Genomic DNA, 21,008 nt, shown 5'->3' on the forward strand with positions numbered 1-21,008 from the left:
TGTGAGGTTTTTTTATGCGTTCATTTCAGAGAAATTTACTGAAATCTTTTAGAAGTAAGTTCAGCGATTTTTACGATCACTTCTGCAGCTTTTTGCATACTCTCTGCTGGGATATATTCGTATTTTCCATGGAAGTTGTGACCTCCTGCGAATATATTAGGACAAGGCAGGCCCATATAACTAAGTTGGGCACCATCGGTTCCGCCACGTATTGGTTTTATGATTGGCTCTATATTCACTGCATTCATCGCCTCCTCAGCAATTTCTACAATATGCATTACCGGTTCGATCTTTTCACGCATATTGGCATATTGATCCTTCAGCTCAATTTCTACACATTCCCTGCTATACTGTTCGCAGATCTCATTTTTTAGATCCAGGATCATATCTTTCCTGGCCTCAAAATGTTTTTTGTCATGATCGCGAATAATGTATTCCAGACTGGTTTGTTCAACATCTCCTTTAATATTGCTTAAATGAAAAAATCCCTGGCGATCTTTAGTGTGCTCTGGTGTTTCCAATCGTGGTAGAGAATTAATGAAATCCTGGGCGATGAATATGCTGTTTATCATCTTGTCTTTGGCATAACCCGGATGAACACTTTTCCCCTGAACTGTCACAATAGCCTGCGCAGCGTGGAAGTTTTCAAATTCAAGTTCTCCAATCTGGCTGCCATCCATGGTATAGGCCCATTCGGCACCAAATTTTTTCACATCGAACTTATGTGCACCTTTACCGATTTCTTCATCAGGAGTAAAACAAATCCTTATTTTTCCATGTGGAATATCCGGGTTGTCCAGCAGATACTGCATGGCGGTCATGATCTCTGTAATTCCCGCTTTATCATCGGCGCCCAATAAGGTGGTGCCATCGGTGGTGATAATGGTTTGACCTTTGTAGTTGGCTAATTCTTTAAAATATTCAGGTGAAAGGATTATGTTTTTTTCTTTGTTTAATACAATATCGCCACCGTCATAGTCTTCCAGAATCTGGGGATTCACGTTGGCACCACTAAAATCTGGGGAAGTATCAAAATGTGAAATGAAACCTATAACAGGCACTTCGTGAGCTACATTTGCAGGGAGCGTGGCCATAACATAGGCATTTTCGTCTAATTCGACCTCGTCCATTCCCATTTCACGGAGTTCCTGGGCTAATTTATTGGCAAGAACCCACTGTTTTTCGGTGCTGGGAGTAGTGTCGCTGTTGGGGTTACTTTGAGTGTCTATTTTAACATAGCTCACAAAACGATCTATGATGTGCTGTATGTTGGTCATTGGTTAGTAGTTTAGCCAAAAATAGACATTCGATAAATCGCTTCAAAACCTTTTAAGAATACACTAAGTTATTTTATGATTTCCTTTATTTTTGCACAAACCAACTACCATGTATAAATCACTTGTCAGGTCGCTTTTATTCCATTTCGACCCGGAATGGGTTCATGAATTCACTTTTAAAAGTTTACGAAATTTCGGCAAAATCCCGGGCCTTTCGACGATGTTACGTAAAAAATTTCAGCTGAATGATCCGCGACTGGAACGGGAAGTCTTCGGAATTAAATTTAAAAATCCTGTTGGCCTTGCTGCTGGTTTTGATAAGGATGCAAAACTATACAAGGAACTTAACGATCTTGGATTCGGTTTTATAGAAATTGGTACGCTCACTCCAAAACCACAACCAGGTAATGAAAAGAAAAGACTGTTTAGACTCAAGGCAGATGAGGCAATAATTAATAGGATGGGTTTCAATAATGGTGGGGTAGATGCTGCAGTAAAACGTCTCAAGGCTAATAAAAATGTAATTATTGGTGGAAATATTGGAAAAAATAAGATCACGCCTAATGAGAAGGCTGGTGAGGATTATAAGATTTGCTTTGAAGCCCTCTTTGATTACGTAGATTATTTTGTGGTAAACGTGAGCTCGCCAAACACTCCAAATCTAAGGGAGCTCCAGGATAAAGAACCGCTTACAGATTTGTTGAATAGCCTGCAGCAATTAAATTTAACTAAACCCAGGCAAAAGCCTATTTTGCTGAAGATCGCTCCCGACCTTACCGATGCACAACTGCTTGATATCATTGATATTGTAAAGGAAACAGGGATTGCCGGTGTGATTGCAACCAATACCACGATTTCCCGGGAGGGATTAACCTCAGAAAGCAAAAATGAAACCGGGGGGCTTAGTGGTAAGCCTTTGAGAGAACGTGCTACCGAAGTGATTCGATTTCTCTCTGAAAAAAGCAACAAAGCATTTCCTATCATTGGAGTAGGAGGAATTCATTCTGCTGATGATGCCTTGGAAAAACTCGAAGCCGGAGCAAGTTTAGTCCAGTTATATACCGGATTTATATACGAAGGTCCGGGTTTAATTAAGAGAATTAATAAAGCAATTTTAGCCAGAAAATAATCTATTGGTAGAGCAACTAATACCCTTTATAACTGCTTCGGTAATGCTCACCCTTTCTCCGGGGCCCGATATCATTTATGTGATGGTCCAGGGGATGGCCAATGGGAAAAAGCACGGAATTGTTACTGCCCTGGGCCTCGCAACAGGAATAATTATTCATACCAGCCTGGTAGCCTTTGGGGTTTCGGCGATAATTAAAAGTTCTGAAACTTTATTTTTTATTATTAAACTTTTCGGCGCGGCTTATCTTTTTTACCTGGCTTACCAGGTCTATAGAAGTAATCCTCAAATAGCTTATTCTTCTGAAGGGATTAAGCAAAAACCCCTATTTCGGCTTTTCAAACAGGGTTTTATAATGAATGTTTTAAATCCCAAGGTGACAATCTTTTTTCTGGCATTCTTTCCTGGATTTCTCTGGGAACCTAACGGAAATACGGTTTTACAATTTTATATTCTTGGAGGTGTTTTCATGCTGCAAACGATTTTAATATTCGGCTCGGTTGCTTTACTTGCGGGAAAGATATCTAATTACCTTAACCAACATGAACGTTCCGGATTGGTATTGAAGTGGTTACAGATAATTGTTTTTGTGGGAATTGCTGTCTTTATACTGTTTTAGGCTGAATGCTAATCTGAATTTTTTTATCAAAAGGTTACCTTAAATCTGGTTTTCCTTCTTTCCCTTATGTAAATTTTATTGAATGGGATATATTTTTAAATAATCCTTAAAATACTATCTTTGGAGGATATGGGGAAAATCAAGCTCATCGAATGTCCGCGGGATGCCATGCAGGGTATCAAAACCTTCATTCCTACAGAAAAAAAAGTGCAATACATCCAGGCTTTATTGCGCTGTGGATTTGACACTATAGACTTCGGGAGCTTTGTGTCTCCTAAGGCAATCCCTCAAATGGCCGATACCGCTGAGGTTTTATCCAAACTGGATCTTTCTACCACGCAAAGTAAATTGTTAGCCATCGTAGCCAATACCCGCGGAGCATCAGATGCTTCTAAATTTGAAGAAATAGATTATCTAGGCTATCCCTTTTCGATTTCAGAAAACTTCCAGATGCGGAATACCCACAAAACAATTGCAGAATCTGTGGAGATTTTAAAAGAGATTCTGGAAATTGCGAATAAGTCCAATAAAGAAGTGGTAGCTTATCTTTCTATGGGCTTTGGTAACCCCTATGGTGACCCCTGGAACCTGGAAATAGTGGGAACCTGGACCGAAAAACTTTCTGCCATGGGAGTAAAAATACTTTCGCTCTCCGATACAGTTGGCACCTCTTCTCCCGAAAATATTGAATATTTATTTTCAAATCTTATTCCTAAATATCCTCAAATAGAATTTGGTGCTCATTTGCATACCACGCCTTCCAAATGGTATGAAAAAATTGATGCGGCTTATAAGGCCGGCTGTACCAGGTTTGATGGTGCGATTCAGGGGTTTGGAGGATGCCCGATGGCTAAAGATGAACTAACAGGGAATATGCCCTCAGAAAAAATGCTTTCCTATTTCAATTCCAAAAAAGCTAATACCAATATAAAAATGACAAGTTTCGAATCTGCTCATAACGAAGCTTCTAAAATTTTCTCCACGTACTATTAGGGATCTCAATGGTTTTCCCTGTTTTCGATCACTTTTTTTTATTTAAATTTATTCTAAATAAGCTTGGGGAAAAGATGGCCCTGATATATCTTTGCGGCATCATTATTTTAAACAAGTCTAAATAAGAATCATGAATAAGTTTTTACTAACATTAGCAATAGGAGTCACTACAGCAGTTTCAGTTGCACAAACGCAGCAGGATTCGATCACATTTGACCCTCAATATCAACAAAACGCAGCACAGCGAATTTTATCTGCAGATAATAATGCCGTAACTCTTGGAGCATATGGGGAGATTACCTATAATCAACCTGAAGGCGATAACGGGGAACTGGATGTCCAGCGACTTGTAATGTTATTGGGTTATCAGTTTAATGATAAGGTCCAGTTTTTAACAGAAATAGAGTTTGAACACGTAGAAGAAGTATATATAGAGCAGGCTTTTGTTAATTATAATATCGCGAATAATGTGAATTTGAGAGCCGGTCTTATGTTGGTTCCAATGGGTATCATCAATGAGTATCACGAACCTACTACTTTTAATGGTGTGGAAAGACCTGCCATTGCCGGTTCAATTGTTCCGACTACGTGGAGAGAGATTGGGCTTGGAGTTAACGGAAGGATCAACTCAGCTTCCCTATCCTACCAGGCATATATTTTTAATGGATTCCAATCTACTACTTCAGACGGAACGGGGCTTATTGGTGGAAGCAGTGGACTTCGCGGTGGACGTCAAAAAGGGATTAAATCTACGGTTAACACACCAAACCTTTCTGCTAAACTTGAATACTACGGTATTCTTGGAATGAGATTAGGTCTTTCCGGGTATTTTGGGAGAACACAAGCCGCAGATGAGGTAGATATGCTTGATGGAGCTGATGTTGGAATGTCTATGCTAGGCCTTGATGCACGTTATGTTTACAAGCGTTTTACGGCAAGAGGTGAATATATTTATGCTTCTCTTACAGATACTGAAGATTATAACGCCTTAACCGGAAGGGATCTTGGTAGTGCTCTTTCAGGATGGTACGCGGAAGCAGCATACAATTTGTTGCCAATGAGAAATAGACAGAAGCTTTTTGCTTTCGCGCGTTATGAAGATTACGATACTCATGCTGAGACTGAGGGAAGTCTTACCGAGAACCCTGCCTATGACAGGAATGACCTAACCCTTGGTTTGAGTTATCATATCGCACCTGGTGTTGTCTTTAAAGGGGATTACCAGATTAAGAATAACGCTATTGATGGTGCAGATTCTATGAACCAGCTCAACTTTGGAGTTGGGGTTTGGTTTTAAGTAGTAGTATGTATGTCAGTCGGGGAGAGCATTTGTTTTCTCCGGCTGTTGGCATATGTTTTGCCCTATGAGAGAATAAAAGCTTAATTTGTACGAATGAAAAAAATTAGAATTCATATCGCATTTTTGTTAGTTCTACCTTTTATATTGTCCTTTGGTCTTGTTAAGGGGCTGGACAAAAAGATAGATCGTGAAATTAAAGATGAGTTTGAGGTGAACAATTATATTCATGAAGGAATAGCGGTTTCTACAGAGCTTCAGCAAAAATTGCCTTCAAGAATTTCAAAAGATAATTTTTTCCGGCTTAAAAATGAAGGTGCACTTTTAGGATATGTCTATCTGGACCAGGCACCCAGTAAAACCGCGCAATTTGATTACCTTGTTATCTTTGATAAAGATCTTAAAATTGCACGAACTAAAGTGCTTGTGTATCGTGAGGAATATGGAGGGGAGATAGGCAGTAAACGTTGGTTGAGACAATTTACAGGGAAGTCAGAACCTGGGGAAGTAAATAATATAGCTGCTATTTCAGGAGCCACTATTTCTGTACGCTCTATGAAACATGCTGTCAAAGACATCCTGACCAGTGTAGCGATCATTCAAAAAAACAACCTGCTTTAATGGGGTATAATGGCTTGCTTTTAACGCTTCCACGGGAAATTAAATCTTTCCTTGCTGTCTTTGTTATCGTATTAAGTATAGGTTATTTCACGGGTTTACTTTTTGTTAGTCAAACGGAATCTACTACTCCTGCCGGTATTAAAGAAAATTACCTGGGAAATGAGGAGGATGTAGATGCAGAGGTGATGAAATTTAAAAAAGGGGAGCGGGAAATGCTTACTATTATCCACACCCATGTCTTATCAATGTCTTTTATTTTCTTTCTTTTGGGGGGAATCGTCTTGTTTACAAAGTTGCCCAAAAAGTTAAAATTCTTTCTTATTCTGGAACCCTTCTTTTCTGTGCTGGCTACTTTTGGAGGCGTCTATTTTGTCTGGAAAGGAATTGACTGGGTAAAATATTTGGTGATCGTATCTGGAATTTTAATGACACTCATCTTTATCACTTCGGTATCAATTGTACTCTATCAATTGTTTTTTCAAAAAACTGCACCAAAGTCTTCAATTTAGGCCTGTACCTTTATGCATTGTAAGTGCTGAAAAGGCAAATAATTACCGGTTTCTAATCCGTGATTTGTTATTTTAAAAATGTATATTTGCACGCAATTAAATCTTTAATTGCTATGACTGCACACGATTCCAAAATTTTAGGAGAAGCCCTTACTTACGACGATGTTCTTCTAGTACCTGCCTTTTCCGATGTCCTTCCCCGGGAAGTTGATATAAGCTCAAAACTCACTAAAAATATCCGCATTAATGTTCCTATAGTTTCTGCAGCTATGGACACTGTAACCGAATCCCGTATGGCAATAGCTATTGCTCGGGAAGGAGGTATTGGAGTGTTGCATAAGAACATGAGCATTGAAGCCCAGGCCTTAAAAGTGCGTAAAGTAAAACGTGCCGAAAGCGGTATGATTATAGACCCCGTGACCCTTTCAATTTCGGCTAACGTTAGTGATGCCAAGGCCAGTATGAAAGAACATAGCATTGGTGGAATTCCCATTGTAGACGATGAGGGTAAACTCCTGGGAATTGTTACTAATCGTGATTTAAGATTCGAAAAAAATAACAATCGTCCGATTTCTGAGGTAATGACTTCAGAAAATCTTGTTACGGTTGCAGAGGGAACTTCGCTTGATGAAGCTGAAGATATCCTTCAGGAATTTAAAATTGAGAAACTGCCGGTTGTGAATCCAGAAAAGAAACTGGTAGGCTTGATCACTTTTAGAGATATCACAAAACTTTCTCAGAAACCAACTGCCAATAAAGATTCTTACGGCAGGCTTCGTGTTGCAGCTGCTATTGGAGTTACCGGCGATGCTGTGGAAAGGGCAGGAGCACTGGTTAAGGCCGGCGTTGATGCGGTGGTGATCGATACCGCTCACGGCCATACCAGGGGTGTAGTTCGTGTCTTAAAAGAAGTTAAGAAAAATTTCCCTGAACTAGAGGTGATAGTAGGAAATATAGCAACTGCTGAAGCCGCTAAATATCTCGCAGAAGCAGGCGCCGATGCCGTAAAGGTTGGAATTGGGCCTGGTTCAATTTGTACCACGCGGGTGGTTGCTGGTGTTGGCTTTCCTCAACTGTCGGCTGTATTGGAGGTGTCTGCAGCTCTCAAGGGATCAGGTGTTCCGGTTATTGCTGATGGAGGAATTCGCTATACCGGTGATATTCCTAAAGCCCTGGCTGCCGGTGCCGATTGTGTGATGCTAGGCTCTTTGCTTGCCGGGACAAAAGAATCTCCAGGAGAAACCATAATTTTTGAAGGCAGAAAATTCAAATCCTACCGCGGAATGGGATCTGTAGAAGCCATGAACAAAGGCTCTAAAGACAGGTATTTCCAGGATGTGGAAGATGATATTAAAAAGCTTGTGCCGGAAGGGATTGTTGGAAGAGTGCCTTATAAAGGTGATCTGGAAGAGAGCATTCACCAATTTGTTGGAGGTTTACGTGCTGGAATGGGTTATTGTGGAGCTAAAGATATTGAGAGTCTTAAAGAGAGGGGTAAATTCGTAAAGATTACTTCTTCCGGAATCCACGAGAGTCATCCTCATAATGTGACCATCACTAAGGAATCTCCCAACTATAGCAGATAGATTTTCAAAAATATTTATACTAAAAAACCCGGCAGCTGCCGGGTTTTTTTATTTTGAAAAAATCGAAGTTTATTCCTCCTCCTTAACTTCATTAAGATCTATGCCTAATTTTTTTAGTACTTTCTCGGTAACATCATAACGTGAATCGGCAAAAGCCAGGCTGTTTCCGTTAGCGTGAAAGATATGAGTGTAGCCGTCTTCCTGAATTACCTGTTGCATTGCCTGATTGATTTCTTCATATAGAGGTTTGGTGAGTTCGTTTTTGCGCATTTGCATCATTACAGAAGCTCGCTGGCGAAAACCTTTAATGTCATTCTCAAGACCGATAATTTCATTTTCCTTTTCGGCTCGTTCTTCTTCTGTTAAAGATTCGCGATCTTTTTGATATACCTCAATCAGTCCCTCATATTCCTTGATGGTTTCCTGAAGGTCTTCCTGCATCTCGGTGTTATAATTTTGTAGTCCAAGATTTACTTCTTCCATAGCAGGCATTTGGGCAAGAATATAATCGGCATCAATGGTGCCCGTTTTTGTTTGGGCATTTGTGATATGACCTAGAAGTACAAAAGCAATTAATAAGGATATTTTTTTCATAATTGTATAAATTTTTGGCAAATATAACCGCACAAATGGTTTAATCACAGTTTTTGTTTGATTAAAATGATGAATACTATTTATTGAAAAATAATTAGCTCCATTCAGAAATTAATTAATCGGATAATAATTTTCTAAAAGAATAATCGTTTTTGGATTAGCTTGTAGAACCTAAAGGAATTCTTATTTTTGCCCAAATGTAAAAGGCACAGAAGTAACTGTTTGTAATTGGTACATAAATTGCTTGCTTTAACCAAAAAAGTATTGAAAAGTATAGATCGTTTTTTAATAATTATATTGTTGGCCTTTGGTGTGACAGCTTGCAATTTATTTGAAGAAACCGACGCGCGAAAGGTGATAGTTCGGGTTAATGATTCTTACCTTTATGAAGAAGATATTAATGCTCTTCTTAATGAAGATACCAGTCCCGAAGATAGCAGCCTTATCGTATCTAACTATATTACCCGTTGGGCTACACAACAATTAATTGTAGACCGGGCCCGGCTTAATCTCTCTGAAGAACAACAGAAGGAATTTAACGATCTGGTAGAGAACTATAGAAACGAACTCTACACCAATGCCTATACCGAAGCTCTGGCCAGAAAAAATATGGATACCAGCTTTAGTGATACCGAGATTGAAGCTTATTATGAGGAGAATAAAGAAAACTTTAAATTAAGAGAAGATCTGGTGAAATTAAGGTATATAAATCTTGATAAAAACCTTAATAACACCAAACAAATTACCACCTGGTTTGAACGGTTTAATGAGGATGATAGGCAGGAGCTTGATAAAATTGCGCTTCAGTTTAAAAATTATTCCTTTAATGATTCGGTTTGGGTGAAAACCAAATCGGTTTATCAAAAAATAAACCCATTAAGTGTAGAAGACCGGTCAGACCTACTTAAAACTTCCAATTTTCTTCAACTTGAAGACTCTTTAAGCGTATATTTGATCTATGTTAATGATGTGTTGGAGAAGAATGAACAGGCGCCATTAGAATATGCCCGGCCCTCAATAAAACAGATTTTGCTAAATAAAAGAAAGCTTGATCTAACAAAAGAACTTGAAAAAGAAATTACAAAAGATGCAATTAAAAACAATCAATTTGAGATTTACGACTAAGCTTAGCGTATTTATTTTCGGATTATTTTTTAGTCTGAATACTTCTGCCCAGGAGATCATAGTGACAGATAGCACTGCCATCCAACCTGAAGAGGAATTGGCCCGGAATACTGATGAAAAAGGTGATTTTAAGCGTAGAAAGGTAGATGGGATCGCCGCCGTAATTGGAGATTATATTGTCCTGGAAAGCGATGTTCAGCTAATGTATAAAGATATGCAAAGCCAGGGTATGTCTACGGCAGGAATAACCGACTGCCAGTTGGCAGGTTCTCTTATGGAGAATAAACTTTATGCCCACCATGCCATTCAGGATAGTATTATAATTATGGATGCTGAAATCAATAATTATATCGACCAGCAAATCAATCAGATGGTAAATCAGGTAGGTTCTATGGAAAAGGTGCTGGAATTCTATAAGAAAGAAACTGAAGAGGAGTTCCGCAGTGAGCTATTTGAGCTTAACAAAGAAAGACAACTTGCCAGCCGTATGCAGCAGCGAATTATTGAGAATGTAGAGATCACCCCGGAAGAAGTTAGAGAATACTTTGATAATATTCCTGAAGATCAACTTCCCATGTTTGGGGAAGAGGTGGAGCTTGCTCAAATCGTTATAAGACCCGAAATACCTCAATCCGAAAAAGATAAAGTAATCTCTCGCCTTAATGAGTTCAAGGCAGATGTTGAAGATAACGATGCTAATTTTGGAACTAAGGCCATATTATATAGCCAGGATCCGGGAAGCGCTAGTAATGGAGGGCAAATAAGTCTTTCCAGAAAAGACAATTTTGTTCAGGAATTTAAGGACGTAGCGTTTAGTCTTCAGCAAGGAGAAGTGAGTGAGCCTTTTGAAACAGAATTTGGATACCATATCATTAAAGTAGATCGTATTCGTGGTCAAACCGTAGACCTGCGTCACATTTTACTTATTCCTGATGTAAATAACCAGTCGGTAGAGGAGGCCAAAAATGAGATAGATAGTATTAGGAAAAGAGTAAATGAAGGAGTATTGGATTTTGCTGAAGCTGCAAAAGAATTTTCAGATGAAGAAGAAACCAGGAATGATGGCGGGCGTCTTATGAATCCACAAACAGGGGATACCCGGTTTGAACTATCGAAAGTAGATCCAAAACTTTACGGCCAGATAGGCGAATTGCAGGAAGGAGAATTATCCCGTAGGTTAATCGAGCAGGACCGCACCGGTCGCCCGACTTTTAAGCTGATAAAAGTAACTAAAAGAATTCCGGAGCACAAGGCTAATTACTCTACTGACTATATGAAAATTAAAGAGCTTGCCCTGCGTGATAAGCAAATGGAAGCTATTGAGGAATGGCAAAAGTCCAAGATAAACGAAACTTATGTAAAGATTAGCGGAGATTACCGCGACTGCGATTATAGCAGTAACTGGCTTAAAAAATAAAAAAGAAATGTCTGACGTCACACTGGTAGAAAAACTGGTTGAAAAAAACCGGCAATTGAAAAAAGAAATTGCCAGGATTATCGTCGGACAGGATAAAGTTATAGATCAAATTTTGCTCTCCGTATTCTCTGGAGGGCATTCTTTGTTAATAGGGGTGCCGGGCCTGGCTAAGACTTTAATGGTAAACACCATAGCCAAGACTTTGGGTCTTGATTTTAAGAGAATTCAATTCACCCCAGATCTGATGCCGAGTGATATCCTGGGGGCTGAAATCCTGGATGAAAACCGGCACTTTAAATTTATTAAAGGACCAATCTTTGCAAATATCATCCTGGCCGATGAAATAAACCGAACCCCACCAAAAACACAGGCTGCTTTACTGGAGGCAATGCAGGAGCGGGCTGTAACCGTTGCAGGTCATCATTATAAGCTGGCCACACCCTATTTTGTGCTTGCCACTCAAAACCCTATTGAGCAGGAGGGGACTTATCCTTTACCTGAGGCCCAGTTAGATCGGTTTATGTTTGCGATTAATCTTGAATACCCCAGTTTTGAAGAAGAAGTGAATGTAGTGAAGAACACCACTTCCGATGAGGAGGTGGAAGTTGATGCTTTATTTAATGCTGAAGAAATTATACAAATACAACATCTCATAAGAAGAATTCCCGTCGCAGATAATGTGGTCGAATATGCAGTTAGCTTAGTGGGGAAAACCCGGCCTTCTTCTGATGAAGCACCTGAAATTGTTAAAAATTATCTGGATTGGGGTGCCGGTCCCCGGGCTTCCCAAAATCTTATTCTCGCCGCCAAGGCCAATGCAGCAGTAAACGGCAAATTTTCTCCAGATATCGAAGACGTCCAAAAAGTTGCTATTGGCATTCTACGCCATCGAATTATAAAAAATTACAAGGCCGAAGCCGAAGGTATTTCTGAAGAAAAAATAATTACCGAATTATTTTAGACTGAAATTTTTAGACCAGCTGATCTAATTTTGTCGATATCGTAATTTCTTACCTTTAATTTTAATATCACATAATTTTCAACCATACTATTTGATGATAATTGAATTATTTTCAAGTAATTTTGAAAATAGGTTCTAATTTTCAAAATCCACCCGGAATTCGTAAATTTGCGAGACTTTTTAGAACTTAAAAATAACAAATATGGCATTCGATATTGATATGATCAAGAAGGTGTACAGCCAAATGCCCGAGCGTGTGAATAAAGCCCGCGAGGTGGTTGGAAAACCTTTGACCCTTTCAGAAAAAATCCTTTATTCTCATTTGTGGGATGGGGAAGTCAAAGAGGCTTACCAAAGAGGAAAAGATTATGTAGATTTTGCTCCCGATAGGATTGCCTGCCAGGATGCAACTGCTCAAATGGCTTTGCTGCAATTTATGCAAGCCGGTAAAAAGGAGGTAGCCGTACCAACAACTGTACATTGTGATCACCTTATCCAGGCTAAAATGGGTGCCGTGGTAGATTTGCAGGCTGCCAATAAGTCAAGTCACGAAGTTTTTGAATTTCTGGAATCGGTTTCTAATAAATACGGAATCGGTTTTTGGAAACCGGGAGCAGGAATCATCCACCAGGTGGTTCTTGAAAATTATGCGTTCCCCGGAGGAATGATGATTGGTACTGATTCCCATACCGTTAATGCCGGTGGTCTTGGAATGGTAGCTATAGGTGTTGGTGGCGCCGATGCTGTTGATGTTATGGCCGGAATGGCCTGGGAGCTTAAATTCCCAAAACTTATTGGAGTGAAGCTCACCGGAAAACTTTCCGGATGGACTTCAGCTAAAGATGTGATCTTAAAAGTTGCCGGAATTCTTACCGTTAAAGGGGGAACCGGTGCTATTATTGAATATTTTGGAGACGGAGCCCGCTCAATGTCGGCTACCGGAAAAGGAACTATTTGTAATATGGGAGCCGAGGTAGGAGCTACAACCTCAACCTTTGGTTACGACGATTCTATGGAGCGTTACCTTAGAGCTACCGACCGTTCTGATGTTGCAGATGCGGCTAACCAGGTAAGGGAACATCTAACCGGAGACGATGAAGTCTATGCAAATCCTGAGCAATATTTCGATGAACTAATTGAGATTAACCTTTCAGAATTAAAGCCACATCTTAACGGACCGTTTACTCCGGATCTTGCTACCCCGATTTCGGAAATGGGAGTTAAAGCAAAGGAAAACGATTGGCCAATTAATGTGGACTGGGGACTTATTGGTTCCTGTACCAACTCGTCTTATGAAGACCTTACCCGTGCAGCTTCTATAGCCAAACAGGCAGTAGACAAGAAAATTAAATCGAAGTCAGATTTCGGAATTAATCCGGGATCAGAACAAATTAGATTTACTGCTGAGCGCGATGGATTGTTAAAGATATTTGAAGATCTGGATGCAACTATCTTCACCAATGCCTGTGGACCATGTATCGGGCAATGGGATAGAAGTGATCGTAAGGGAGAAGAAAAGAACACCATTGTTCACTCCTTTAACCGAAACTTCTCTAAACGAGCTGATGGTAACCCAAATACACACGCCTTCGTAGGTTCCCCGGAAATGGTTGCCGCTATCGCAATTTCAGGACGTCTTGATTTCGATCCAACCCGTGATAAATTGATCAACGAGGATGGAGAAGAAGTGATGTTGGACGAACCAAAAGGCATTGAATTACCGGAACAAGGTTTCGCTGTTGAAGATGCAGGTTATATCCCACCAAAAGAGGACGGAAGTTCTGTTGAGGTGAAAGTTGCCGAAGACAGTGAGCGTCTGCAATTGCTTACACCTTTTGAGCCCTGGGATGGTAAAAACCTTACCGGAGCCAAATTGCTTATAAAAGCATTCGGAAAATGTACCACCGACCATATTTCTATGGCTGGACCCTGGTTGCGTTACCGTGGTCACCTTGATAATATTTCCAATAATATGCTAATTGGGGCCATCAATGCATTTAATAAGAAAACAAATTTTGTAAAGAACCAACTCACCGGTGAATACGATGGTGTACCAAGCGTACAGCGTGAATACAAAAAAGCGGGAGTCCCAACGGTTGTGGTAGGAGACCATAATTACGGAGAAGGATCTTCCAGAGAGCACGCTGCTATGGAGCCTCGTCACCTTGGAGTGAAGGTAGTACTGGTTAAATCTTTTGCGCGAATTCACGAGACCAACCTTAAAAAGCAAGGTTTGCTCGGGGTAACCTTTGATAATGAAAGTGATTATGACCTTATTCAGGAAGACGATACCTTTAACCTTATAGATTTGGAAGACTTTGCTCCGAACAAACAAATCACAATTGAAGTGGTTCACGCCGATGGCAGCAAGGACACTATAAAAGCCAATCATACTTATAACAATTCTCAAATAGAATGGTATAAGCACGGGTCGGCTCTAAATCTGATTAAAAAGCAGAATGGTGCCTAAACAATCCAGGTTTACTATAAATGATAAAATCCCGCCACTTTAAGGCGGGATTTTTTTTTGCCCAAAATTGCTTTGTTAAGTTTATCTTTGTTTCTCGTCTAATCCTGAAATCTCTTGTATGAAGTTTTTCAAAAATCAATGGTCAAATATTATCTTTATAGTATTGATCCTTCTTCTCATAATTCCACAAACCCGCAAACCAATTCAAATATTCGTAAATAAGGTATTTTCCTTTAGTCCATCGGTTACCGATGAGGAGGATCGGGAAAAACTTGCCGATTATAATTGGATTCTTGAAAACAGTGAGGGAGAAAGGCTTAATTTTTCCGATTCAGAAGGCGAAGTAGTAATCGTTAATTACTGGGCTACCTGGTGCCCGCCTTGTATTGCCGAAATGCCCAGTTTCCAGGCGTTATACGAAGATTATAAGGATAAGGTAGATTTTTATTTTGTTTCAGGAGAAGAACACGTCACCACTCAAAAGTTTCTCAATTCAAAAAATTATAGTATTCCCAGTTATAGGATGCTTTCCAAAGATCCCAAACCTATGGATGGTTACTCCCTTCCAACCACTTATCTCATCGATAGAAATGGGGAAATCATTATTAGAAAAATTGGAGCTGCCGACTGGAATAGTAAGAAGGTGAGAAGCAAACTGGACGAATTAATAGCTGAATAATACCTTTTAAAAAATTTTTCTGAAGAATGATTTGATAAAATCAAAGCTATAAAGCGACATCATTATTTTTAGATCTTCAGAAATGGTGGTCTCCTCATCGAGATAACTAAAAATCTCCTCGGGTGTATTTTTAGTGTAAAACTTCGTAAAAATCTCTTCCCCTTTCTCATTATTATTGGCAAGTACATCGAGAAAAATCCCGTCGTATCGTTTAAATTTTTTATTGATCAAGCCTTCTCCCGGTTGTTCTCCACTTTTTAGGTTTTCTACTATTTTGTTAACTCTTTTTTGGGTATTTATGAAGGAATAACCGGTGGAAGCTTTAACCCAACTTCCCCCTGTGCCTATTTTTGTTATATTGGGGGTGTTTCCTTTTTCAAATGGAAAGTCGGTCATCGGGATAATTCCCGTTTCAATGTTTGTTATCCTGTAATCTTTTAGCTTTAGTATTTCGCGTAGGTAACGCTTAAGCATTTTATCATAGGTGGCATCTTCGGTTAGAAACGGGGTAAAAAAAGTGAATTCTATAAGAGCTTTGGTCTCCGTAACCGGAAGAACATAAGTGAAAGCCGTCGCATCTTTATATTTCAGGCGGTAATCCATCATGGTAAACTCTTCTGGAGAAAAGGTAGGTTCCTGGGTTTCAATTTCCCAACCCTTAAAGTGCTGATAAATTAAAGTGTGTTTTCCATCTTCCAAATATTCGGGGTCTACACGGCTATCAAAAAAATGGGCTGCGGTATAATTATTAAACTTCCCGGAAGCTTTTCTGGTAACAGGGTCTATTTCTGAAATTTCATCCCGAATTAACTTTATGTCTTTCGATGCTTCCAGCTCCTTAAGTATTTCCCTGTAAAAATTTTCGGCTTTAATCATTTTATACTGGTAGGGTTCCAGCTCCAGTTTTTTATTTATTTCAGAAGTAATGAAGCGACCGTTTTTCCAGGTTTTTGATACCAGACTGTCCCACTGGCCATGCCCTTTTTCCCAGAAACACCAGGTTTTGTTAGGAGTTTTGAAATCGGGGTCTATTACTGCGATCTGTTTTCCTTTAAAAAAAATATCCCGGCTAAGTTGCCGGGCAAGTTGCAGTCCTGCTAGTCCTCCTCCTACAATTACATAAAAATATTTTGGTACCTGCATAGCAATGTAACGAGAGAAATTGGAAGTTATTTTTTGAAGTATTTAAAAGGCACCCACAACATTCCAAAACATTCTCCATCTTCTTTACCCAGGTGCTTATGATGCATTTTGTGAGCTCTTCTTATGCCTTTTGCAAAACGGTTATTTGCATTGCGAAAGATCTTAAAGCGTTGGTGGATAAAAATATCGTGAACGGTAAAATATGTTATTCCGTAAGCCAGGATGCCAAGACCCACAGGTAAACCAAACCATACCCCCTCATATCTCCACAAGAGGAAAAAACCTATACTTACAAAAGCATAAAAAATAAAAAAAAGGTCATTTCTTTCCCACCAGTGGCTGTGATCTTTATGATGATGATCTTTATGTAAAGACCAAAGAACACCATGCATGATATATTTATGGGTAAACCATGCCATCCCTTCCATGATGATGAAGGTGACAAGGAAAACTGCTATCCAAAGTAAAATACTCATTTAAAGTAAATTTAATCTATACGAAATATACGATTTTGCCAGCAAACCTACCTTCTGATAGTCGGAAACTCTTATTCGACGGTTTTTTATTTCCATTGGCGGAGTCTTTTTTAGTTTATGAAGCAGCTTTTTATAGTAAATAAATGCGGTATAAACTCCAAATTTGGCTTCTACCGGTAATTTGGCAATTCCTTCAAACCCGTGTTTAAAATCGCTGTCTATTTCATCTATAATTTGTTTTTTACCCTTTTCGTCCAGCTTTGCCAGATTGGTGTGCGGGAAATAGCTACGGCTTAGATCTTCATAATCTGCTTTGAGGTCTCGAAGAAAATTTACTTTTTGAAAAGCAGAGCCCAGGCTCATTGCAGAATCTTTTAAAGCTTCAAACTTTACAGGATCGCCTTTAACGAAAACTTTTAGGCACATAAGTCCAACCACATCTGCACTTCCGTAGATGTATTCTTTGTAATCTTCATAACTTTTGTATTCAGTTTTATGAAGATCCTGGCGCATACTTTTCATAAAAGCATTATATAGAGAGGCTTCAATATTATATTTGTGTACTGTTTCCTGGAAAGCGTTCAGGATTGGGTTTAGGCTTATTTTGTTTTCTATGGCCAGATGAAGGTCCCGTTCAAAATCATTAAAAAGACTTTCTTTATCATAATCGTGAAAACTATCTACGATCTCATCGGCCAATCGCACAAAACCATAAATGTTGTAAACATCCTGTCTTATGAAAGGTGCCAGCATTCGGGTGGCTGTAGAAAAAGATGTACTATAGGCGCGCGTCACGCTCTTACTACAGGTGTGGGAAAGGGTGTCAAAGATTGTTTTCATAGTTATTTTTTTGAATTTTGAATAAGGCCTGCGGCTAGCTTTCCTGAAATTAGCGAAGGTGGTACTCCTGGTCCGGGAACAGTTAACTGACCGGTAAAGAAAAGGTTATTAACTTTTTTGCTTTTTAGTTTAGGTCTTAAAAAGGCCGTTTGGAAGAGTGTATTGGCCAGGCCGTAAGCATTTCCTTTATAAGAATTGTATTCTTTTTTGAAATCCAACACACAAAAAGATTCCCGGAAGAGAATATTATCGATTACTTTTTGTTGAGTAATATCTTCAAATCTGGTCATTATCTTCTGGAAATATTTTTCTCTTATTTCCTCTGAATCCTCAACATCGGGGGCAAGAGGGATTAAGAATATACCGGCTTCTTTACCTTCGGGCGCGGCTGTGGCATCTGTTACAGAAGGAAAACTCGCATAAAAAAGAGGGTCTTCGGGCCATTTAGCTTCATCGTATATAGCCTGGGCATGCTTTTCGAAATCGGTATCAAAGAAGAGACTGTGATGGGTAATATTGACCAGTTTTTTATCGAATCCAACATAAAATAACAGGGAGGAGGGAGCGAAAGTTTTCTTCTCCCAGTAAGATTCCGGGTACTGCCTGTTGTTTTTCGGTAAAAGGCTTTCTGTATGGTGATAATCGGCACCGCTTAAGATGTAATCACTCTGAATACGTTCCCCGTTAACAAGTATTCCTGAAGCGGTGTTGTTTTTCACAAAGATTTTTTCAGCTGGTGCACTGGTGTTTATTTTAACACCCAGAGAATGGGCGAGTTGCTCGATTCCTTCAATTACTTTATACATACCCCCTTTTGGGTGCCAGGTGCCCAGGCCAAAATCGGCATAATTCATAAAACTGTAAAATGCCGGAGTATTACTGGCTTTAGCGCCCAGGAATAAAACCGGGAATTCCAGGATCTGAATTAGCTTTGGGTTCTTAAATTCTTTTCTCACTTCTCTGGAGATGGTGCTAAAAAAACTTCCGAGCTTTTTTGCTGTGGTTGGTGTCACCAATTCTAAAGGTGAAACTCCGGGGCGGTACACCAGGTCTTTAATTGCAATATTATAGTTGTCCAGGGCTTCTTCAATGAATTTCTCCAGTTTCACAGCGCTCCCCGGTTCCTCTTTTTCAAAGGCTTTGTAAATTTTTTCCAGAGTATCTTCAATGGTTATGCTGTCTTCTTTTCCGAAGAAAACCTTGTAGGCTGGATTGAGTTTCTCTAGTTCATAAAAATCAGCCGGAGTTTTTCCGAAATCGGCGAAAAAACGTTCAAAAACATCGGGCATCCAATACCAGGTTGGGCCAATATCGAAAGTAAAACCTTCTTTTTTTAACTGTCTGGCACGCCCACCAACTTTTTGGTTTTTTTCAAAAATTTCCACTTCATAGCCATCTCTGGCTAAATAACATGCTGCGGCCAGGGAGGCGAAGCCCGAACCAATTATTGAAACTGTTTTTTTCATAGACTCAAAAGAAACTGGTTGAGATTATCAAATTTTTTGATAAATGGGGGGAATTTTTGGGTTTCTACCTCTTTTAATTTTTGCCCGAATAGAAGGAGCTCATAATTCTTTTTCTGGCAAACCTGTTTTTGGAACTCCTTTATAAATGCATTAATATCTACCGGGGAAGTGGTGAAATAACTCAAAAAACAAATGTCCTCATGGCGATCCATTAGATAGCTTAGATCTGAGAGAGGAAGACTTGGTCCCAGGTAAATTGCATTTCTGTGATTGTATATCAATTCATAGTATAGATATATTAAGCCAATGTCATGGATTTCATTTTCCGGAAGGAAGAGTACATAAAGACGCTCCGTGTTTGGCTTTTTGGTTTTCTTGATCTCTGCAAGATGAAGGTAAATCTTTTGCTTTATGAGATCTACTATAAAATGCTCGTGGATAGGTTTGATAGTGTCGGTTTGCCATAGCACTCCAATATTTCCCAGAAACGGTAGAAAAACCAGATGAAATACTTCTCTGAAACTTTTATCCTTACGCAGGTCTTCATAAGTAGTATTAAAAAGTTCTTCGTCAAAATTTATCATGGAAAGTTTAAGGGCATTCAAAGCTCTGTTTTCGGTGCTGGCTTTGGCGTTAATATTCCTCACCATCTTATTTATTTCCTCCTCATTTAATTTAGAAATGCGGGAAATTTTATAACCATGTTCATTAAGAAAGGAAATATTCAGCAGCTTCTGTAGGTTAGAACTATCATAAGTTCTTATATTAGTAGCAGTACGATCAGGGTTGAGAATATTGTATCTTTTTTCCCAAATTCTTATCGTATGAGCCTTAATTCCTGTTAAATTCTCAAGGTCTTTTATGCTAAAATTCTGTTTTATTAATTCCATATTGTTTTAAAGATAAACAAATCTAAATAATATTTGTATTACAACTAATTATCAAAATGTTAAATTGTTTAATTTTATAGTTAAAATATTAAACAAAATAATTTAAAGAATGACCAAAATTAAGTCGAGCTGTGTGCTAATAACTGGTGGAGCTTCCGGTATTGGTAGAATTATGGGCCGGGAGGTTCTTAAAAAAGAAGGTAGATTGATAATTTGGGATCTTGATGCCAAAAAGCTAATTGAGGCCCAGGAGGAATTTAAAAATATGGGCGAAGTTTATACCTTTGAAATTGACATTACCGATGAGCAGAAGGTAAAAGAACTTGCAGCTATAATTGAGAAGGACATTGGGCCGGTGGATATTTTGATTAATAATGCCGGAATTGTGTTTGGTGGTAATTTTCATGAGTCTACTCCTGAAGCGATCAATAAAACTATGGCTGTGAATGCTCTGGCGCCAATGCATCTTACGCAGGAGTTTTTACCCGGAATGATTCTTCGGAAGTTTGGACATATTTGTAATATAGCTTCCTCCGCAGGCTTGGTTTCGAACCCTAAAATGGCCATTTATGCCGGAAGCAAATGGGCTTGTACCGGGTGGTCTGATAGTTTGAGGCTTGAAATGAAGGCTTTAAAAACCGGAGTTGGAGTTACAACGGTAACTCCTTATTATATTAACACTGGGATGTTTGATGGGGTGAAATCTTTTATTCCTATATTAAAAGAGGAAAAAGTGGCGTCAAAAGTTATTAAAGCTATTGAAAAAGACAGAATTTTTCTGAGTATGCCCTGGAGTATGCACTTTGTGAGGTTTTCTCAGGGAATATTCCCCATTTGGTTTTATGACTGGTTTGTAGGGAAGGTATTAGGCGTTTATAAAACGATGGATGATTTTAAAGGAAGAAACAATAAATAA

General features: G+C 39.1%; 20 protein-coding genes. 13 read left to right on the top strand and 7 right to left on the bottom strand.

Features of this window, described 5'->3' with window-relative positions:
- Positions 1 to 35 precede the first annotated feature (35 nt).
- Positions 36 to 1,277 carry a peptidase T gene (gene pepT / locus VIM94_RS03680; protein WP_332037942.1) on the bottom strand — a complete coding sequence of 414 codons (1,242 nt, stop codon included), beginning with the start codon at positions 1,275 to 1,277 and terminating at the stop codon, positions 36 to 38.
- A gap of 109 nt (positions 1,278 to 1,386) precedes the next feature.
- Here pepT and VIM94_RS03685 point away from each other — a divergent pair, with 109 nt between their 5' ends.
- The 7 genes from VIM94_RS03685 (at position 1,387) to guaB (ending at position 8,031) form a co-directional block, all read left to right on the top strand.
- Positions 1,387 to 2,406: a quinone-dependent dihydroorotate dehydrogenase gene (locus VIM94_RS03685; RefSeq protein ID WP_332037943.1), complete on the top strand. Its 1,020-nt coding sequence runs from the start codon at positions 1,387 to 1,389 to the stop codon at positions 2,404 to 2,406.
- Positions 2,407 to 2,410: 4 nt separating this feature from the next.
- Positions 2,411 to 3,025, top strand: coding sequence for a LysE family translocator (locus VIM94_RS03690; protein WP_332037944.1), 615 nt, complete (start codon positions 2,411 to 2,413; stop codon positions 3,023 to 3,025).
- A 129-nt stretch (positions 3,026 to 3,154) separates the two neighbouring features.
- A complete protein-coding gene (locus VIM94_RS03695; RefSeq protein WP_332037945.1) occupies positions 3,155 to 4,018 on the top strand; it encodes a hydroxymethylglutaryl-CoA lyase in 864 nt (287 codons plus the stop codon).
- A 130-nt stretch (positions 4,019 to 4,148) separates the two neighbouring features.
- Positions 4,149 to 5,315, top strand: coding sequence for a porin (locus tag VIM94_RS03700; protein WP_332037946.1), 1,167 nt, complete (start codon positions 4,149 to 4,151; stop codon positions 5,313 to 5,315).
- 96 nt (positions 5,316 to 5,411) lie between these two features.
- Positions 5,412 to 5,936 carry an FMN-binding protein gene (locus VIM94_RS03705; RefSeq protein ID WP_332037947.1) on the top strand — a complete coding sequence of 175 codons (525 nt, stop codon included), beginning with the start codon at positions 5,412 to 5,414 and terminating at the stop codon, positions 5,934 to 5,936.
- On the top strand, positions 5,936 to 6,445 hold the full coding sequence (locus VIM94_RS03710) for a hypothetical protein (protein WP_332037948.1): 510 nt from the start codon (positions 5,936 to 5,938) through the stop codon (positions 6,443 to 6,445). Before VIM94_RS03705 ends, VIM94_RS03710 begins: the two co-directional genes overlap by 1 nt.
- 113 nt (positions 6,446 to 6,558) lie before the next feature.
- Positions 6,559 to 8,031 carry an IMP dehydrogenase gene (gene guaB, locus VIM94_RS03715; protein WP_332037949.1) on the top strand — a complete coding sequence of 491 codons (1,473 nt, stop codon included), beginning with the start codon at positions 6,559 to 6,561 and terminating at the stop codon, positions 8,029 to 8,031.
- Positions 8,032 to 8,100: 69 nt separating this feature from the next.
- On the opposite strand, the gene VIM94_RS03720 is transcribed toward guaB, so the two are convergent.
- A complete protein-coding gene (locus VIM94_RS03720) occupies positions 8,101 to 8,625 on the bottom strand; it encodes an OmpH family outer membrane protein (protein WP_332037950.1) in 525 nt (174 codons plus the stop codon).
- A gap of 264 nt (positions 8,626 to 8,889) precedes the next feature.
- On the opposite strand from VIM94_RS03720, the gene VIM94_RS03725 reads away from it, so the two are divergent.
- The 5 genes from VIM94_RS03725 (at position 8,890) to VIM94_RS03745 (ending at position 15,277) form a co-directional block, all read left to right on the top strand.
- Complete coding sequence (locus VIM94_RS03725; RefSeq protein ID WP_332037951.1) at positions 8,890 to 9,750, top strand: peptidyl-prolyl cis-trans isomerase; 861 nt, start codon at positions 8,890 to 8,892, stop codon at positions 9,748 to 9,750.
- Entirely contained in the window at positions 9,734 to 11,167 is a 1,434-nt protein-coding gene (locus VIM94_RS03730) for a peptidylprolyl isomerase (protein WP_332037952.1), read from the top strand. Before VIM94_RS03725 ends, VIM94_RS03730 begins: the two co-directional genes overlap by 17 nt.
- A 7-nt stretch (positions 11,168 to 11,174) precedes the next feature.
- Positions 11,175 to 12,128 (top strand): MoxR family ATPase, encoded by a 954-nt coding sequence (locus tag VIM94_RS03735; RefSeq protein ID WP_332037953.1) that lies wholly within the window; start codon positions 11,175 to 11,177, stop codon positions 12,126 to 12,128.
- 202 nt (positions 12,129 to 12,330) lie between these two features.
- Positions 12,331 to 14,598, top strand: a complete 2,268-nt coding sequence (locus tag VIM94_RS03740) for an aconitate hydratase (RefSeq protein ID WP_332037954.1) — start codon at positions 12,331 to 12,333, stop codon at positions 14,596 to 14,598.
- A gap of 118 nt (positions 14,599 to 14,716) precedes the next feature.
- The gene (locus VIM94_RS03745) at positions 14,717 to 15,277 is read left to right on the top strand and encodes a TlpA disulfide reductase family protein (protein WP_332037955.1); all 561 of its coding nucleotides are present in this window, start codon (positions 14,717 to 14,719) and stop codon (positions 15,275 to 15,277) included.
- A gap of 6 nt (positions 15,278 to 15,283) precedes the next feature.
- On the opposite strand, the gene VIM94_RS03750 is transcribed toward VIM94_RS03745, so the two are convergent.
- The 5 genes from VIM94_RS03750 to VIM94_RS03770 are packed head-to-tail and all read right to left on the bottom strand — an operon-like array spanning position 15,284 to position 20,092.
- Positions 15,284 to 16,420, bottom strand: coding sequence for a lycopene cyclase family protein (locus VIM94_RS03750; RefSeq protein WP_332037956.1), 1,137 nt, complete (start codon positions 16,418 to 16,420; stop codon positions 15,284 to 15,286).
- 26 nt (positions 16,421 to 16,446) lie between these two features.
- Entirely contained in the window at positions 16,447 to 16,896 is a 450-nt protein-coding gene (locus tag VIM94_RS03755; RefSeq protein ID WP_332037957.1) for a beta-carotene hydroxylase, read from the bottom strand.
- Entirely contained in the window at positions 16,897 to 17,736 is an 840-nt protein-coding gene (locus VIM94_RS03760) for a phytoene/squalene synthase family protein (RefSeq protein ID WP_332037958.1), read from the bottom strand.
- A 2-nt stretch (positions 17,737 to 17,738) separates the two neighbouring features.
- The gene (locus VIM94_RS03765; RefSeq protein ID WP_332037959.1) at positions 17,739 to 19,202 is read right to left on the bottom strand and encodes a phytoene desaturase family protein; all 1,464 of its coding nucleotides are present in this window, start codon (positions 19,200 to 19,202) and stop codon (positions 17,739 to 17,741) included.
- The gene (locus tag VIM94_RS03770; protein WP_332037960.1) at positions 19,199 to 20,092 is read right to left on the bottom strand and encodes a MerR family transcriptional regulator; all 894 of its coding nucleotides are present in this window, start codon (positions 20,090 to 20,092) and stop codon (positions 19,199 to 19,201) included. The genes VIM94_RS03765 and VIM94_RS03770 overlap by 4 nt, the downstream gene beginning before the upstream one ends.
- A 109-nt stretch (positions 20,093 to 20,201) precedes the next feature.
- Between VIM94_RS03770 and VIM94_RS03775 the strand changes: the two genes are divergently transcribed.
- Positions 20,202 to 21,008 (top strand): SDR family oxidoreductase, encoded by an 807-nt coding sequence (locus VIM94_RS03775; RefSeq protein WP_332037961.1) that lies wholly within the window; start codon positions 20,202 to 20,204, stop codon positions 21,006 to 21,008.

Origin of the sequence: Salegentibacter sp., assembly GCF_036568425.1 — a bacterium.
GTDB lineage: Bacteria > Bacteroidota > Bacteroidia > Flavobacteriales > Flavobacteriaceae > Salegentibacter.